Origin of the sequence: Bariatricus sp. HCP28S3_D3 (genome assembly GCF_052065755.1) — a bacterium.
Classification (GTDB): Bacteria; Bacillota; Clostridia; order Lachnospirales; family Lachnospiraceae; genus Allocoprococcus.
Window position 1 is genome coordinate 140040 of record NZ_JBQHTK010000005.1, and the last position, 17028, is coordinate 157067.

A 17028-nucleotide genomic window follows, 5' to 3' on the forward strand; every position below is an offset into this window, starting at 1 on the left:
AGAAAAGGAGCTGCCGAAGCAGCTCCTTTATATAGAATTTCTTATTTATTACGTGTCTTGAATTTCGCAAATACACTCTGCAGGATGATGAAGAAGCATAACAGAGCAGAAAGCACAATACGTACCCACCAGCTTGAAAGTGTACCCTGTGTCGTAATAAGGCTTGAGATCGTACCTTTGATCAACACGCCGAACAAAGTACCGAACGGAGTACCTACACCACCGGAGAGAAGGGTTCCGCCGATAACAGATGCGGAGATGGCATCCATTTCCATACCTTTTGCCTGTTCAACGAAACCGGCACAGCTGTTAAGACATACAAGATATCCACCGATGCTGGCCAGAATTCCGTCCAGAATATATGCCTGAAATTTGATCTTCTTCACATTCAGCCCCATCATCAATGCACTCTGCTGATTTCCGCCGACCGCGTAGATCGAACGTCCGAATTTCGTAAATTTCATAATGATCATAATCGCGATCCAGATCAAGAGTGCGATCACGACCGTCGGATAGATATACGCCGGGAGAAAAACACCCTTTTTATTATAGGATCCAATCGGAAGATAGATTTTGAATTTCGCCCATTTCAGGAATACTTCATTCGTAATAGAAATCATATCCACGCTGACGATCGATGTCATACCACGTCCGAAGAACATACCTGCAAGGGTTACGATAAACGGCTGGATTTCAAGATAAGATACCAGAAATCCCTGTACGATACCGTAAGCAAGCCCGATCAGAAGTGCGATCACGATCGTTGTGTAAGCATTCAATCCGTATTTTTCCATAGAAACGGCTGTCACCATACATACGAGCGCAGTAACCGAACCTACGGAAATATCAATTCCACCTGAGATCATGACGATCGTAAGGCCCATGGATGTTACCAGAAGGCCCGCATCGGTAATGAACAGGTTCAAAAACATCTGCGGCTTCGCGAATCCTTTATCGGCAAACACGATCATACCTGCAACATACATAGCAACGAACAGCGCAACTGTAATAAAAAGAAGGAAACTATTTCCATTAAGCTGTTTTTTTAGCTGTTTGATCTTATTCATTAGTTAGCTCCTCCTTCCGCAGCTGCTTTGCTGACAGCTTTTTTTGTCTTAAATCCTGCGAGCCATTTCTTGAATACAGGGCTCTGAAGAATGACGATAATCACAACAACGACTGCCTTGTAGACCGGAAGCTGGTCCGCTTTTACATTCATTGCATAGAGTGTGGTCGTAAGAGCCTGGATCGTATAGGCACCGATCACAGATCCCATCAGGCTGAATTTACCGCCGCCAAGAGCATTGCCGCCAAGAGCGACTGCAAGAATGGCATCCATCTCATTATTCAGACCGATATTGTTACAGTCGGCAGAATAAATACGGCTTGAAGCAACCAGTCCGGCAACACCGGCAAGAACACCGCAGATCACGTATGTGAGGAACTTAATCAGTGTCGAGTTCAGACCAACCAATCTGGACGCGTTTCCGTTGATACCAACACTTTCAATATAAAGTCCGAGCGCAGTCTTCTTCAGAATAATCGTAACAACGATTACAACAAAGATGGCTACAAACACCGGCGTCGGAATCGGACATTTCGCAAAGTATCCGCCAAGTACTTTATAAGAATCGGTACGAACATATGTAATCTGTCCTGCTGTCACGAGCTGCGCAATACCACGTCCTGCCGTAAACAGGATCAGCGTTGCAATCATGGGCTGAATTCCCAGCTTCGCAACCAGAAAACCGTTAAATGCACCACAGGCTGCCGCTGCCAACAGACCAACCAACATACCAACCACAAGCGGAACGGCGTGTTCGGTAACGGACAGTTCGCCGCCGGTAAGAATCTGACAGCATACCGCACCGGTCACTGCCATGATCGCGCCAACACTGATATCCTGTCCGCCGGAAGCTGCCGTTACAAGGGTCATACCAACCGCCAGGATCACCAGTTCGGATGCACGGTTGATCACATCGATAACATACCCGAAGAGAACTCCATTATTTATGGAAACTTTAAAGAAACCGGGTGTTGTAATCACATTAACCAAAAGCACAGCTGCAAGACAAACCAGCGGCATGAACAGACGTGCTGACGTAATCTTTTTCAGATCAAACTTTGTATTACTCATTCTCGCCACCTCCTGCAATTGCTTTCATGATACCTTCCTGAGAAAGTTCATCACCGGAAAGTTCTCCGACTTTCTTGCCGTCGCGCAGGATCGCCATACGCGAACAGGTACGGAGCATTTCTTCCACTTCGGATGAGATAAAAGTAACCGCCATTCCTTCATCCGCAAGATCAAGAACCAGCTTCTGAATCTCGGTCTTTGTACCGATATCGATACCACGGGTCGGCTCATCCAGAATCAGATATTCCGGATTGGTGAGCAGCCAGCGTCCGATGATCGCCTTCTGCTGGTTACCACCGGAAAGACTCTTGATCGGAGTTTCACGGCTTGCTGTTTTGATCTGAAGCATTTCGATATATTTATCCGCAGCATCTTCCATTTCTTTCCGGCTGAGTGGTTTGAACAGACCACGTTTTGCCTGAAGGGCAATGATGATATTTTCACGCACAGACAGATCTGCAAGGATTCCTTCTTTCTTACGGTCTTCCGGCAGATACGCCATACCAAGCTTCATCGCATCAAGCGGCGTGTTAATCTTCGCTTCTTTTCCGTTCACCTTCAGCTTGCCTCCGTCCGCCTTATCCGCACCGTAGATCGCACGAACTAGTTCTGAACGGCCGGACCCGAGAAGTCCGGACAGACCGATGACTTCTCCTTTATGTATGGTAAGGTCAAATGGTTTAATCGTGCCTTTATGTTCAAGACCTTCCGCCTCGATGACAGGAATAAACTCTTTCAGCTGTCCGTGAGCGCTCTTAATATCCGCAAGATCATCGAAATCTTTACCCATCATCTTCGCTACAAGCATAACACGAGGAAGTTCTGCCACCGAATATTCCCCGACAAGTTCACCATTTCTCAAAACCGTGATCTTATCGCATACCGCATATACCTGTTCCAGAAAATGAGTGACAAATATGATGCCTACTCCGTCACTTCTCAGCTTTCTCATCAAAGTAAACAGCTTTTCTACTTCGTCATCATCCAGAGAAGATGTCGGTTCATCCAGAATCAAAACACGGCATTTCATATCAACTGCACGTGCAATTGCGATCATCTGCTGTCTGGCCAGAGAACACTCTTCCAGAAGCTGTGTCGCAGATGCATCTATATTCAGGCTCTCTAAAATCTCCGTTGCTTTTTTATTCATGGTTTTCCAGTCGATAAAACCGGCTTTTCTCGGTTCACGTCCGATAAATAAATTCTCTGCCACCGTCAGATTCGGACACAAGTTAACTTCCTGATACACGGTACTGATTCCGTGCTCCTGCGCTTCCTGCGGTGACCGGTTGATGATCGGGCTGTCGTTTCCCGCCATCTTAATCTCGCCGCTCTCAAAATCATGAACACCGGTAAGCACTTTAATTAATGTAGATTTTCCCGCACCGTTCTCGCCCATCAACGCATGAATCTCACCTTTTCGAAGTGTAAAATCCACGTGCTGAAGAGCTTTTACGCCGGGAAATGTTTTCGATATATCTTTCATAGTCAATACTACATTTTCATCCATATCGTCCCACCTGCTTTCTCTCTTTATATTACTGACAGAGGCGTAACAGTATACTCGGAAAGTGACCGATTATTCTACTACGCCTCTCTTTTATACTACGCTATGTATGCGTCATATTCTGTTTTTGATACGATGTACGAATACACGATCTCTTAGTAAGCACGTCCGTCTACAACTTCCTGTGTCACTTCTGTTACAGGATATTCACCTGCGAATTCGCCTTCAATTTTAACAGATTTCACATCAGAACCAAATGCAAAGATACCTTCATCAACATAAGCGATCTTTTCCAGTGTCTCGCCTGCTTCCAGTTTCTGGATAAGGCCTTCAACACGTGGTCCGTGAAGCGGGTTACACTCTACGTTACAAATGATATCGCCAGTAAGTGTCATCTCGATACCGGCTTTAACAGTGTCAAATGAGATAACAAGGATGTCGCCGTCCGGTCCTACTGTCTTACCTGCAGCTTTGATTGCATCGATTGCACCAAATGCTTCGTTATCGTTTTCGCAGTAAACAACGTTGATGTTATCATGCTGTTTCAGCATAGATTCCATAACTTCCTGTCCTTTAGCCTGTGTAAATTCACCGGTCTGCTGTGCTACGATGTTCCATCCGTATTTTTCAGCTGCTTCTTCAAGACCCTGTGTACGTCCGATCTGAGCAGAAGCACCGATTGTACCCTGGATATGAGCGATATTCAGTTCAGTAATACCTTTTGCGTCAGCGTAAGCTTTCAGCCATTCTGCCGCTTTCTGGCCTTCCAGTAAGAAGTTACCGCCAACGTATGATTCATATAAGCTGTCGTCAGATACATCTACCATACGGTCAACTGTGATAACCGGAATACCTGCATCCTTTGCTTCCTGAAGAACGGTGTCCCAACCGGTCTCTGTAACCGGTGCAAGTACGATGTAGTCAACTTCCTGCTGGATGAAGTTACGAATCGCTTTGATCTGGTTTTCCTGTTTCTGCTGAGCATCATCAAAAATCAGTTCGTATCCGTTTTCTTCTGAGAACGTTTCTTTCATAGATTCAGAGTTCGCCATACGCCAGTCAGATTCTGCACCAACCTGGGCGAAACCAACCGTGATCAGATCAGAACCGGAATCTTCTGTTGCCGCTGAATCTCCTCCGTCTTCAGTAGCAGCTTCCTTCTTTCCGCCACAGCCGATTGCCATCGTCATAACCATAGCTGCGCAAAGTAATACGCTCACGAGTTTTCTTTTCATAACAAAACCTCCTTTATTATTTTTGCATGTATCATTGCATGCATCTTATAGAATAAATTATATGTTTTTTATTCATAATCTCAATCAATATTCTTTTTTGAAAGGTTCAATTTTTTCATGTATTTAAAAATCAAGATGTTTGTTTTTAATTTTTTATGAAAATAGTTGGATTTTTTATGAAAGACTCGTCTTTATGATAATCGTTGCTTCCGTCTTCACTCCCAGTTCGCTTTCGATAAACAGTCCGTATTCTTTCCCATAATAATGCTGTATTCTCTGATTTACATTTGCCAGGCCAAAGCTCTTCGAAGTTCTCTCATCTGGATTTCTCCTGATATTCTCGCGGAGATGATCCAGTTCTTCCAGCGTCATCCCTTTTCCATTATCGATCACCTTGAAGATCAGCCGCTCTTCCTCACACCATCCCCGCACAAGAATGGTGCTCTTACCTCTTTTTTTCTTCACTCCGTGATAAAGTGCATTTTCCACAAGCGGCTGAAGCAGCAGTTTTGGAATCATGATATCCAGAGTCTCCGGTTCCATTTCGATTTGATACTCCATAATATCCTGATACCGGACCTGCTGAATTTTCAGATAACTCTCAATATGATTTTCCTCTTCTCTCACAGTGATAAAATCTTTCCCACTGCTAAGCGTGGAACGGAAGAAACCAGAAAGCGAGGTAACCATAGAAACAACCGCTTTGTATTGACGGTCTTCCGCAAGCCATACGATCGTATCCAACGTATTATACAGGAAATGCGGGTTAATCTGTTCCTGCAAAAGCTTCGTTTCCATCAGATAGAGATTCTTCTCTTTTTCTTTGATATCATCGACCAGGCCGCCTATTTCCTCCGTCATTTCGTTGAAGCTCCGGGTAAGCACAGCGATCTCATCCATATCATCCACCTTCGACTTGACCGTGAAATCACCTTCCGCAACCTTCTGCGTGAGATCGCACAGTTTGCGGATCGGAACTGTCACACTTTGAAGTGCCTTGATCGTAAAATACACTGAAGCGGAAATGGCCAGAATCGAAATTCCGATACAGAAACTGTACACACGTCTGTTCTGCTCTTCCTGCTCTTTTCTGACTTCATTTAGATTGGTTGTCTCGTTCTGAATATAACTGATAAAGCCTTCTTCGATAATGGATGTGAGCATGTAAATATTCTGATCCAGATAATCCATGTTTTCATCATACGTACCTTCTCCATTGATCATACGTTCCATCTCCACAACACGATACTCCAATGATTCCAGAATATTCTGCATTCGTCTCATCTGGCTTCTGCTAATTTCCACTGTTGCCAGATTCGACAATTCCATACACTTCTTCTTTGTTTCCCCAATATATTTAAGCGGATCGACAGTCACAGTTCCGTTGACCGTCATCTCTCCTTTTCCGAGCACCTCATAATCCTTTTTCCCGATCACGGCAAGATACATACTGTAATCCATGCGGTCTTTGAACTCCATACATTGATTGGCATAAGTAACATTATGTGTAATCTTTGAATAGGCCGTCGTCGCATTATTCAATGAAACGAGCGCATACATAAGGCAGAACAGCATCGGTACAAAGGCCGTGCCCGCAATCAGAAGCAGCCTCTGATTCAGTGATATTTTCTTTTGTTTTTGCATCTCTATTCCTTTCCACGGGCACGGTAATCTTTCGGCGAACATCCTTGTGTCTTCTTAAAGATATAACTGAAATAATGCGGATCTTTATATCCCACTTCGTATCCGATTTCAGAAGTCTTAAGCGCAGAACACATCAGGAGTTCTTTTGCCTTTTCCATTCTGGTCTCCGTCAGGAATTCCACGAATGTTTTGCCCGATTCTTTGCTGAAAACAGAACTGAAATAGCTTGGACTCATTCCCACACTGTCGGCAACGGAATTCAACGAGATTTCCTCTGACATGTAATGCTCCGAAATCATTTTCTCCGCCGCCTTGATGATGTCGGCATACCGCTTCTTACTGATCGAGTCACGCAATTCAATCGCCTGATTCAACATATATGTAATATACGACCTGATCTCAGACACAGAATTCATGTTCTGTATCGTGGATTTCAGTTTTTCTGTCTCCTGCTGATAATCATGATTTACTGCATCTATTTTTTCGCAAAAAGACATGATTACGATATAGATATCCATGATGATGTACTGACGCATAAGGGTAGACTGTAGTTTGTCTTCTTTCATACGGATAAAATATGTGTCCATGAATTCTTCCAGTTCTTCTTTTGTTCCGTTATTCAGGAATTTTTCAATCATTTCCCTTGATTTTCCCACATCTCCCAAGTCTTTTATTTGGAATTCATCATCCTTGTAAACATCCATTTTCTCGAATCCCGATAAGAACTGATTTGACTGTCTCGTGAATCGCTCCGCAAAAATCCGTTCTGCATCCCGGAAAGACTGCCCCAGATTTCGGATTCTTTCGACCGGTTTCCCGATTCCGCCAAAATATTCTACTTTTCTTTCATTTTTCATAATTTCTGCCAGACAGTCACAGAGATTCTTCTGTCTTTCTTCCATCTGCTCCTTACTCTCTGCCGTCAGCAGGAAGACCCAGCCGTCGATCCCCCTCTGAAAATAGTACGCGTATGAAATCTCATCCACCTTTGTTTCGATTTTCTCACAGATTTTCCAGATATGTTCTGACACAATATTCTCTTCCGGCGTAGAAAAAATCTTAAACAGAATAATACTATAGAACCCGGCACTCAGATCCATTCCGTACTTTTTCCCGTTTTTGACCGCTTCGCCGATGGATACTTCACCACGGATCACGTGGCTGAAGAAATTCTGCCTCTCCCGCTCCACATTTTCCTTCATATCTTCCTGATACTGTCGCAATATCTCTCTTTCTTCCCTGTCCTGTTCGATCTGTTTCGAAATCCGCCTCATAACCTCCAGTAATTGTTCGGAAGAAACCGGCTTCAGCAGATATTCTGTCACGCCGATCCGAATGGCTTCTTTCGCATATTCAAATTCATCGTAACCACTGAAGATCAGTATCTTAGTATCCGGGAGTTCCTGTTTGACCAGCCTGCTGAGTTCCAGTCCATCCATAAACGGCATCTTGATGTCGGTGAGCAGAATATCCGGCTTTTCTTTCAGAATCATAGGATACGCCAGTTCTCCATCACTCGCTTCACCGACAAGGCGGTATCCCTCCTTCTCCCAGTTTATACTTTTTACGATACCGTTTCGTATGACCATTTCATCTTCCACAAGAAATACTTTGATTCCCATACTGTGTTCCCCCTTATTTTTCCAACACCATGCCGTGCACTCTGCCTGAACCTAGATGATCATTTAATATTTTATCTATACATCTTACCATATAATGTATGATTTAACTATTGTTATCGAAAAGATTCGGGGCAAATTTGAACCGAATGGTTAGTTTCTCATCTGTAACGATAATTTTTTCTACTAATCTGTCAATGATCACTCGTTTCACCAGCCGATCTGCCCTGCAAAATACATCCTTCCAGGACGGCATGCAATCAGCGAAGGTATACCCTTCCTCTTTTTCCTCTTGCAGCTCCCTCAGTTTTTCCTGCAGCTTGGCTGTTGCTTCTCGCTCTATAGCTTTTCTCTCTTCAAGATCTATGATTGCATCTGCCAGAATCCCGATTTCCAGAGGATATTCTCCTCTCATAGCCTCCGGTACATGTTTTTTCATAGTATCGATATCGTCCTGTATTTTTTGAATCTCTCCCGCCTTTTGGCGGATCTTCGTCTGTACACTGCGAATAATTTTTTGATTCTGTTCATAAATCTTCGCTTTGATTTCATCCGGATTCATAACATCGTCCAGATAGTTTCCCACATACTGAAATACGATATTCTCGATTTTCTCAGCCGGCAAATGCATTTTACCCTCATGTACCCTCCCATCCGAAGCAAAAGGACACCGGTACAGCGGCGTTCGGCTGGTTCTCTTTTCTCCGGTCGCCTTGATCGTCCAATAATTATAACGGCTCCCGTTGGTCAGTTTCGCATCACAGTATCCGCAATGTATGACATCGATCAACGGCAGATTTCCGTCATTTCTCAGCATTGCCCTTTTTGCGCCGGATGGAATCCCATTTGGGAGGCATGGCCTTCGCCGTTCCCGTTTTTCCTGCACCTGATTCCATCTTACCTTATCAATGATCCTCAGTTCTTCATTTTCTTTCTCTGCGTAAATCCAGTCTTCCTGTCCCAGTCTGTGGTATCTGCCATTGTTTTTCTCACGTCTCTTGTATGCAACATACCCGCAATATACCGGATTCGTCAAAATACTTGTGACGGTCCCCGCTTTCCATACGTCGTTCGGTGCCAGCTTGCTGTAGGTTACATCCGCATTCAGGACCTGCGCTATCTTTCCGGAACCCAATTCTTTTCGATAAGAAAGATCGTAGATATAAGCGACCACATCCGCCTGTTCGGGAATAATAACCAGCTTATGCAACGCCCTTCCGTGTTTGGAAAGCTCTCCGGAAAGCTCCAGCTTATATCCATAGGGCGCCTTTCCGCCCATAAATCTGCCGTTTTTTACCAGTTTCTGCGCAGTATCCTTCACTCTTTGCCCCGTATCCGCACTTGATTTCTGCGCATTTCCGTACCGGAGGGCAAGCATCATCTGTCCCATAATGTCACTTCTGTCCGGTGAAATACATCCGTCCTTTGTCGTGTAAATGTCGACTCCGTACGATTTGAGCTGCATGATATAGGCTCCGATCTCCCACATCAGCCTTCCGATCCGATCATCCTTATAGACCACCAGAATGTCAAATTCCTGCATTTTCGCATCCTCGAGTACCTCGTATAAGATTGCCCTGTCTTTTACATGATTCCGATACCCGCTTTGGGCCCCTTCAAAATATTCTTTCACGTCAAGCTGCCAGTCTTCGTGTGCCAAAATATACTCCATGACAATTTCTCTTTGTATTTTCAGGTCTCCGTCCGGGTCCAGCTGATGGTTCGAACTGACACGCAGCAGCATCCTGACTTTTTTCATACTCTTTTTACTGTCCTTTCTTTCCAAAATTCTTTCTGAGACAGGCATTCCCGAATCATGATTTCCTTTACTTCTTTTAGAAGCTTCTCTCTTTCTTGCGTTTCCTTAGCGAATTCTATGACCACGTTCATATCTGTCGCCCTTATATTTTTTATAAATCATATGAAATGTATCCTGAAAATGTTACTTTTTATTTCCCCTATACAGAACCATTTTTACCGGCGGCACAAAACACGATCCTTTTCCTTTCCCACCCCGAATCAGTGACGGTTTCGGGGTACCGGAATCAGGGCTATGATTTTACGATCACCTCTTCCACCGCCTTCGATCACAAATGGATTCCGGAGCGGAACATTTACGATACGATCTCGGTGATCGTGGATGAACTCTTCGGGAATTATCTCTCCCGCCCGAATGTGCGTCAGCCGATCCTGACCCAGTACTGTGACGGAAGGCAGGTACAGTGCCCGAACTGGATGGTTCAGTGGGGAAGCATGGCTCTCGGAGAACAGGGCTACACTCCAATCGAGATCCTTCGCTATTATTACGGCGACAATATGTATATCAATACCGCTCAGGAGATCTCCGGAATACCGTCGTCCTGGCCCGGATACACACTGGGGATCGGATCATCCGGCGAGAAAGTGCGCCAGATGCAGGAACAGCTGAATGTGATCTCGGATGCTTATCCGGCGATTCCGAAAATTGCCGCAGACGGAATCTACGGCCCTGCCACTTCTGAAGCAGTCCGCGTATTCCAATCCGTTTTCGGCCTGCCCCAGACCGGCACCGTTGATTATCCGACCTGGTATAAAATATCAGAGATCTACGTCGGTGTGTCCCGGATTGCCGAACTGGTCTAGTTGCACCAATGCCACCTGCTTGTCATTTCTTATGCAAGAACAAACATTTTATCATTCACAATACTATATGCCACTGATATATCCACAATATGTTGATTATTTAACAATAATAATCTTTCTCACAATCACCCAGTTTTAACAGCAACTTCCAGTTTAAGACTTTCTTTTCTCCATATACTATCATCGTAACATCTAAAAAGAAGTTACAGCTAAAAATGAAAATGAAAAACATTACAAAAGGAGGAAATTGAAATGACAAGTCGTTCATCAAACAGAGCAGCCGTTCCGGAAGCCAAGGGCGCTCTTGACAAATTCAAGTACGAGGTTGCCAGCGAACTGGGAGTGCCGTTATCCGACGGATATAACGGAGACCTGACTTCTAGACAGAATGGTTCTGTCGGCGGATATATGGTTAAGAAAATGATCGAACAGCAGGAAAAACAGATGGCAGGTAAATAGCGCCAAAGCAATCGGGCGATAAAGCCGGGAAATATCCGCTCTCCTTTTCTAAGGGAAAGGAGAGGCGGATATTTTCTGATGTTCATCATAATCATCATAATCTTTTTAAAAAAACTATTGCATTTTGTTCAGAATTTGTTATAATAGTTTTGTTACTGCGAAGGAGTACTTGCTGGAATAGCTCAGTCGGTAGAGCACTTCACTCGTAATGAAGGGGTCGTCGGTTCAAGTCCGATTTCCAGCTTTATTTATCCAGTATCCTTATCAGTATTACCTAATAGAGCTTCCCTTATCATGGGGAAGTTCTTTTTTTATCCAACAGAAAACATCAAAAATAATGGGGCTAAAAATCGCCCCATTTCTACATTACAGTCATCCTCCAGATTCAGACATCACAACGTAGCCTCCAGATCCGCACTCGCACAATACTCTTCCAGATGATGCTTCAATTTCCAATGTTTCTCCATCTCCAGTGCCGGATCCTCATCCAAAATCCTATTTGCCGCATCATTTGCCATTTTCAGCACATCGGCATCCTGGAATACGTCTCCGATGCGGAAATCCATCAGCCCGCTCTGCCGGATTCCAAAAAGGTCGCCGGGGCCGCGCAGTTTCAGGTCTTCATTCGCAATATAAAACCCATCATTGGATTTGTTCAGAATCTCCAGACGTTTTTTCGTTTCTTTTGTTCTGGAACCGCTCATGAAGATGCAGTACGACTGGTGTTCGCCTCGTCCCACGCGGCCGCGGAGCTGGTGAAGCTGGGCCAGTCCGAATCGCTCGGCATTTTCTACCATCATGACCGTCGCGTTCGGCACATTGATTCCGACTTCAATAACCGTCGTGGAGACCAGAATCTGGATCTCATTGCGGCTGAACCGTTCCATGATCGAATCCTTCATCGTCTGTTTCATTTTACCGTGCAAAGCCTCCACACAGATACCATTTCCCATCTCTTCCTGCAGCATGGCAGCGTAATCCATGACATTCTCCGCTTCCATCGCCTCGCTCTCTTCCACCATCGGACAGATCACGTAGCATTGTCTTCCCGCAGCAACCTGCTTTTTCATAAACTGATAGGCCGTCTGACGGTAGCTGGTATCCACCACGCAATTCTTGATCGGGAGGCGGTTCGCGGGCAGTTCGTCGATGACCGAGATGTCCAGATCACCGTACAGAATGATGGCAAGGGTACGCGGAATCGGCGTGGCACTCATGACAAGTATATGCGGAATTCTCCCTTTTCCGGCAAGTGCCTCTCTCTGGCGGACACCGAACCGGTGCTGTTCATCCGTTACCACCAGCGCCAGATTCTGATACACCACCTTTTCCTGAATCAGCGCGTGCGTTCCGAGAATGATCTGTACTTCACCACCTGCAATCCGCTCGTACGCGAGACGTTTCTCCTTTGCCGTCATGGAGCCGGTCAGCAGTTCAGCTTTTAATGGGATATGATAAGTTTCAAACAATTCTGTCACCGACTCGTAATGCTGTTTTGCAAGCACCTCCGTCGGTGCCATCATGGCTCCCTGCATCCCGTTCAGTCCCGCGAGCATCAGCGCCAGCACCGCGACAATCGTTTTCCCGGATCCCACATCGCCCTGGATCAGGCGCGACATCACATAGGAGCCCGTCATTTCTGTTTCGATCTGTTCCCACACTTTTTTCTGCGCCCCTGTCAGTTCATAGGGAAGCGCCGCAAGAAATGCATCCGTCTGTGCTTTCTTCTCGATGGCAAATCCATTTTCCGCGCGTTCACTCTTCTCGCGAGTCTGCCTGAGTGCAAGAATAAACGTAAGAAATTCTTCAAATACCAGTCTCTGCCGTGCATGATAGAATTCCTGTTTATCCAATGGAAAATGAATTCCGTGCAGCGCATAATTATATTCAGCCAGATGATACCGCATTCTCACATCATTCGGGAGAAAATCGCGGCTCAGATCCAGATAATCCAGGGCCTGACGCACCGCTTTCGCAACCGCATTGCTGGTAATTCCGGCTGTGAGCGGATAGATCGGCTGCATCGTCCCCTGTTTGACCTCATAGTTCTCCGGTGGGCTGAAAATCTCAGGATGCTCCATGACAAGCTGACCTTTCTTATCGATCACACGCCCTCTGACGATAATCGGAGCACCGCTTTTCAATGTATTTTTCAGAAACGGCATCCGGAACCAGATTACCTTCAGCGTACCGGTCAGTTCCTTCACATAGGCTGTCGTCACCTGCATATTTCTACTTCCGCCCGTCTGGACTCTTCCGTAAATGACGCCTTTAACAGCCTGAACCTTTCCTTCTTCCAGCTCTCCCACACTGACGGGTTCTTCGTAGACATCATACCCGCGCGGATAATACCGCAGCAGATCACCGATTGTATATACGCCCATTTTCTGGAACAGTTTCTCCGTCTTTTCCCCTATTCCTTTCAGTTCACTGATTCTCGACTGCTCATTCATGCCAATAATCCCTTTTCTTATCAAAAAAATGGGAGCATTACACAACACTCCCATTCCAACTTTCAAATTCTACTCAACTGCCAGAACATAATAGTAGATCGGCTGACCGCCGCTGTGCACATCCACATCCATATCCGGATACAGTGCCTCAAGTTCAGCCGTGAATTTCTCAGCCTCTTCATCGGAAATATCTTCGCCGTAATAAAGGCTGATCAGTTCCGAATCTTCATCGACCAGCTGTGCGAGCATGTCCTTCGTCGTCGTCTCGATCGCAGTGCCGACAGCGAGGATTCCATGATCTCCGATTCCCATGATATCTCCTTCATGGATCTCTTTGTCATCAATGTGTGTATCACGAACCGCGTACGTTACCTGTCCGGTCTTCACATTCTTGATCTCTTCAAGCATAGCCTCTTCATTCTCGGCAGCGCTCAGCTCTGCATTATAATTAATCACAGCCGTGATTCCCTGCGGAACCGTCTTTGTCGGGATCACTACAATATGCTTGTCCGTGGTAAGATCCCGCGCCTGATTCGCTGCCATCACGATATTCTTATTATTCGGAAGAATAAAGATCGTATCGGCATTGACATGTTCAATCGCTGTCAACATATCATCCGTACTCGGATTCATGGTCTGGCCGCCCTCGATGATATAATCCACACCCAGCTCACGGAAGATCTCATTCAGACCTTCACCGATGGAAACTGCGATAAATCCAACCGGTTTGCGCGGTTCCTGTGCCGCTTTTTCCTTTGCTTCCTCAGCCTGTGCCTTTGCAAGCTTCTCGGCATCCTTGATAAGCTTCTCCTGATGTTCCTCACGCATATTGTCGATCTTCATTCTGGAGAGCTGTCCGAATGTCAGTGCTTTCTGAATCGCAAGTCCCGGATCATTCGTGTGTACGTGAATCTTGACAACATCATCGTCCGCCACACAGACAATGGAATCACCGATGGATTCCAGATAAGCCTTAAATCCGGCCTCGTCCTCGTCTGTAAATTCTTTTTCCAGCAAAATGATGAATTCGGTACAATATCCGAACTTGATCTCCGCCGTTGCATCAGCCGAAATCTTCGTCACATTAACTCCGCTTCCCGGTTCGATCGCTTTGTATTCGATCTCTTTTCCGAGGAATGCATCGTAAGCTCCGCGAATCACTTCCAGAAGTCCCTGTCCGCCGGAATCCACAACACCTGCTTCCTTCAGAACCGGCAGCATCTCCGGTGTCTTCTCAAGAACAACTTCCGCTTCTTTGATAACTTCCGGAATAAATATCTCCAGATCATCCGTCTCTTCGGCCATCTGTTCCGCCTTCTCCGCGATTCCTCTTGCCACGGTAAGGATCGTTCCTTCCTTCGGCTTCATGACCGCTTTGTAAGCAGTTTCCTTCGCACGAACCAGCGCTTTCGCAAGCGTCGGAACATCGATCTCCTTCTCATCACGGATCGCTTTCGTAAATCCACGGAGAAGCTGGGACAGGATAACACCGGAGTTACCTCTTGCTCCTCGTAATGATCCGGAAGAGATTGCCTTCGCAAGAGAGGCCATATCCGGCTTCTCCAGAGCAGTCACCTCTCTGGCAGCCGCCATGATCGTCAGAGACATATTCGTACCCGTATCTCCATCCGGTACCGGAAATACGTTCAGTTCATTGATAAATTCCTTCTTCGCCTCAATATTTTGCGCGCCTGCAAGAAACATCTTAGCAAGCATCTCCACATTGATAGTTTTCGTTGCCACGACAAGATCCTCCTTAATTAGTCGATTACCCGCACACCTTCGATATAGACATTGATCTTATCGACAGTCATTCCGGAAAACTCTTCTACTTTATATTTAACGTTGCTGATCAGGTTCTCTGTAACCGCAGAAATACTCACCCCGTAAGCTACGATCACGTGAAAATCCAGCGTGATACGGTTATCATCCGTAATGGAAACACGAATTCCCTTTGTCAGGCTCTCCTTCTTCAGAAGCTTTACAAGTCCGTCTTTCACATTCACCATTGCCATTCCAACGATTCCGAAGCACTCTACCGCAACAGAACCCGCATATTTTGCAATGACATCAAGGTCAACGGTAATAATACCTAAATCAGTACTCATACTACCTTTCATAATCTGTACCTCCAATTCTACGACTCCATATAGGCTTCTATTATTATACTCTATTCAGAACTATTTTACAAGAAAAAGAGAACCTAAGCTGTCAACACTCGGTTCTCTACTTGTCTGAGTATGCAAGATAATTTCAAAATAATCTTTCTCTCTTCCGTTCCAACTCAAATGATCTGCCGGATTCTTCTGCTTCAATCTGATAATTAAGCTCTTTCTACACGACCGGATTTCAAGCAGTTTGTACAAACATACATTTTCTTAACTCCGCCGTTCTCTGTCTTAACTCTTACAGATTTAACGTTAGATTTCCACATCTTAGATGATTTTCTATTAGAGTGACTTACGTTGTTTCCGAAGTGAACACTCTTTTCACAAATAGCACATTTAGCCATGATTGCACCTCCTACCGTTCAAATATGTCCAAATGCATGGACTCACAACAATGGTTATTTTATCAGATATTAGCGATAAATGCAAGAGAAAAAATACTATTTTTTGGATTTATTCGATTTCTTACCAGCCGTATCCGCGGCATAATACTCGCCATATCCTTTTTTCTTATAGTTTTTGCCGTAATATTTGCTGTAGTAACCCTTATTTTTTTTACGTTCTACTTTGTTCAGTACAACTCCAAGTATCGGAATACCCGTAAGTTCAAGTTTTCCCTTTACTTCCTGGGCGAGACGGTATTTGGTCTTGGATGACTCTACCACCAGGATCGCCCCATCGCATTCACGCGCAATGATCGCGGCGTCAATGACAAGCCCCAGAGGCGGGCAGTCGATAATGACATAATCATAGACCTTGCGTAACGAGTCAACCATACCCTGAAATCTCTTGGTCTCCAGAAGTTCTGTCGGATTCGGTGCAAGAGGTCCCGACATCAGCATATGCATTTTCGGAACATTTGTAGCTACAATTGCCTCTGCCAATGTACACTGTCCTGAAAGGAAATGCGACAATCCTTTGTCCACCTCACTTACTTTCAATCTGGATGCCATGGCGGATTTTCTCATATCTGCGTCCACCAGAATGACAGTCTTACCCATGTCTGCAATCGCTTCTGTCAATTCAATCGACACCGATGTTTTTCCTTCTCCAGGAAGACAACTGGTCATCATGATAACCTGTTTATCATCTCCGCAGAACTGCAGATTCGTACGGAGTGCCCTGATTTCTTCCCGGTTTGAATAGCTTTTCTGTTCAAGCGTTATATTCACTCTTTTCATCTG

General features: G+C 45.2%; 13 protein-coding genes, 1 tRNA gene and 1 pseudogene. 3 read left to right on the forward strand and 12 right to left on the reverse strand.

Going from position 1 to position 17028, the window contains the following annotated elements; all coding sequences use genetic code 11:
- Positions 1-41: 41 nt before the first annotated feature.
- The 7 genes from ACTNB3_RS06215 to ACTNB3_RS06245 form a co-directional block, all read right to left on the reverse strand.
- On the reverse strand, positions 42-1067 hold the full coding sequence (locus ACTNB3_RS06215) for an ABC transporter permease subunit (protein ID WP_427805779.1): 1026 nt from the start codon (positions 1065-1067) through the stop codon (positions 42-44).
- Positions 1067-2137 carry an ABC transporter permease gene (locus ACTNB3_RS06220; protein WP_427820377.1) on the reverse strand — a complete coding sequence of 357 codons (1071 nt, stop codon included), beginning with the start codon at positions 2135-2137 and terminating at the stop codon, positions 1067-1069. The genes ACTNB3_RS06215 and ACTNB3_RS06220 overlap by 1 nt, the downstream gene beginning before the upstream one ends.
- Positions 2130-3647: a sugar ABC transporter ATP-binding protein gene (locus tag ACTNB3_RS06225; protein ID WP_427820376.1), complete on the reverse strand. Its 1518-nt coding sequence runs from the start codon at positions 3645-3647 to the stop codon at positions 2130-2132. Before ACTNB3_RS06225 ends, ACTNB3_RS06220 begins: the two co-directional genes overlap by 8 nt.
- 152 nt (positions 3648-3799) lie before the next feature.
- Positions 3800-4879: an ABC transporter substrate-binding protein gene (locus tag ACTNB3_RS06230; protein ID WP_427805782.1), complete on the reverse strand. Its 1080-nt coding sequence runs from the start codon at positions 4877-4879 to the stop codon at positions 3800-3802.
- 174 nt (positions 4880-5053) lie between these two features.
- Entirely contained in the window at positions 5054-6523 is a 1470-nt protein-coding gene (locus tag ACTNB3_RS06235; protein ID WP_427820375.1) for a sensor histidine kinase, read from the reverse strand.
- Positions 6524-6525: 2 nt separating this feature from the next.
- Positions 6526-8145: a response regulator gene (locus ACTNB3_RS06240; RefSeq protein ID WP_427820374.1), complete on the reverse strand. Its 1620-nt coding sequence runs from the start codon at positions 8143-8145 to the stop codon at positions 6526-6528.
- Between the two features lie 103 nt (positions 8146-8248).
- Positions 8249-9901, reverse strand: coding sequence for a recombinase family protein (locus tag ACTNB3_RS06245; protein WP_427820373.1), 1653 nt, complete (start codon positions 9899-9901; stop codon positions 8249-8251).
- A gap of 272 nt (positions 9902-10173) precedes the next feature.
- On the opposite strand from ACTNB3_RS06245, the pseudogene ACTNB3_RS06250 reads away from it, so the two are divergent.
- The 3 genes and pseudogenes from ACTNB3_RS06250 to ACTNB3_RS06260 form a co-directional block, all read left to right on the forward strand.
- Positions 10174-10764, forward strand: a pseudogene (locus ACTNB3_RS06250) (peptidoglycan-binding protein); the annotation flags it as partial.
- A 252-nt stretch (positions 10765-11016) separates the two neighbouring features.
- Positions 11017-11223: a small, acid-soluble spore protein, alpha/beta type gene (locus ACTNB3_RS06255; protein WP_427805786.1), complete on the forward strand. Its 207-nt coding sequence runs from the start codon at positions 11017-11019 to the stop codon at positions 11221-11223.
- Between the two features lie 171 nt (positions 11224-11394).
- A tRNA-Thr gene (locus ACTNB3_RS06260) sits at positions 11395-11467 on the forward strand.
- 148 nt (positions 11468-11615) lie between these two features.
- Here ACTNB3_RS06260 and recG read toward each other — a convergent pair.
- The 5 genes from recG to ACTNB3_RS06285 all read right to left on the reverse strand — a co-directional run bounded on the left by recG (position 11616) and on the right by ACTNB3_RS06285 (position 17025).
- A complete protein-coding gene (gene recG, locus ACTNB3_RS06265; RefSeq protein WP_427820372.1) occupies positions 11616-13676 on the reverse strand; it encodes an ATP-dependent DNA helicase RecG in 2061 nt (686 codons plus the stop codon).
- A gap of 69 nt (positions 13677-13745) precedes the next feature.
- A complete protein-coding gene (locus ACTNB3_RS06270) occupies positions 13746-15419 on the reverse strand; it encodes a DAK2 domain-containing protein (protein WP_441024793.1) in 1674 nt (557 codons plus the stop codon).
- Positions 15420-15436: 17 nt separating this feature from the next.
- The gene (locus tag ACTNB3_RS06275) at positions 15437-15796 is read right to left on the reverse strand and encodes an Asp23/Gls24 family envelope stress response protein (RefSeq protein WP_427820370.1); all 360 of its coding nucleotides are present in this window, start codon (positions 15794-15796) and stop codon (positions 15437-15439) included.
- A 203-nt stretch (positions 15797-15999) separates the two neighbouring features.
- A complete protein-coding gene (rpmB, locus tag ACTNB3_RS06280) occupies positions 16000-16188 on the reverse strand; it encodes a 50S ribosomal protein L28 (RefSeq protein ID WP_427805790.1) in 189 nt (62 codons plus the stop codon).
- Positions 16189-16284: 96 nt separating this feature from the next.
- On the reverse strand, positions 16285-17025 hold the full coding sequence (locus ACTNB3_RS06285; RefSeq protein ID WP_427820369.1) for a CpsD/CapB family tyrosine-protein kinase: 741 nt from the start codon (positions 17023-17025) through the stop codon (positions 16285-16287).
- Between the last annotated feature and the right edge of the window lie 3 nt (positions 17026-17028).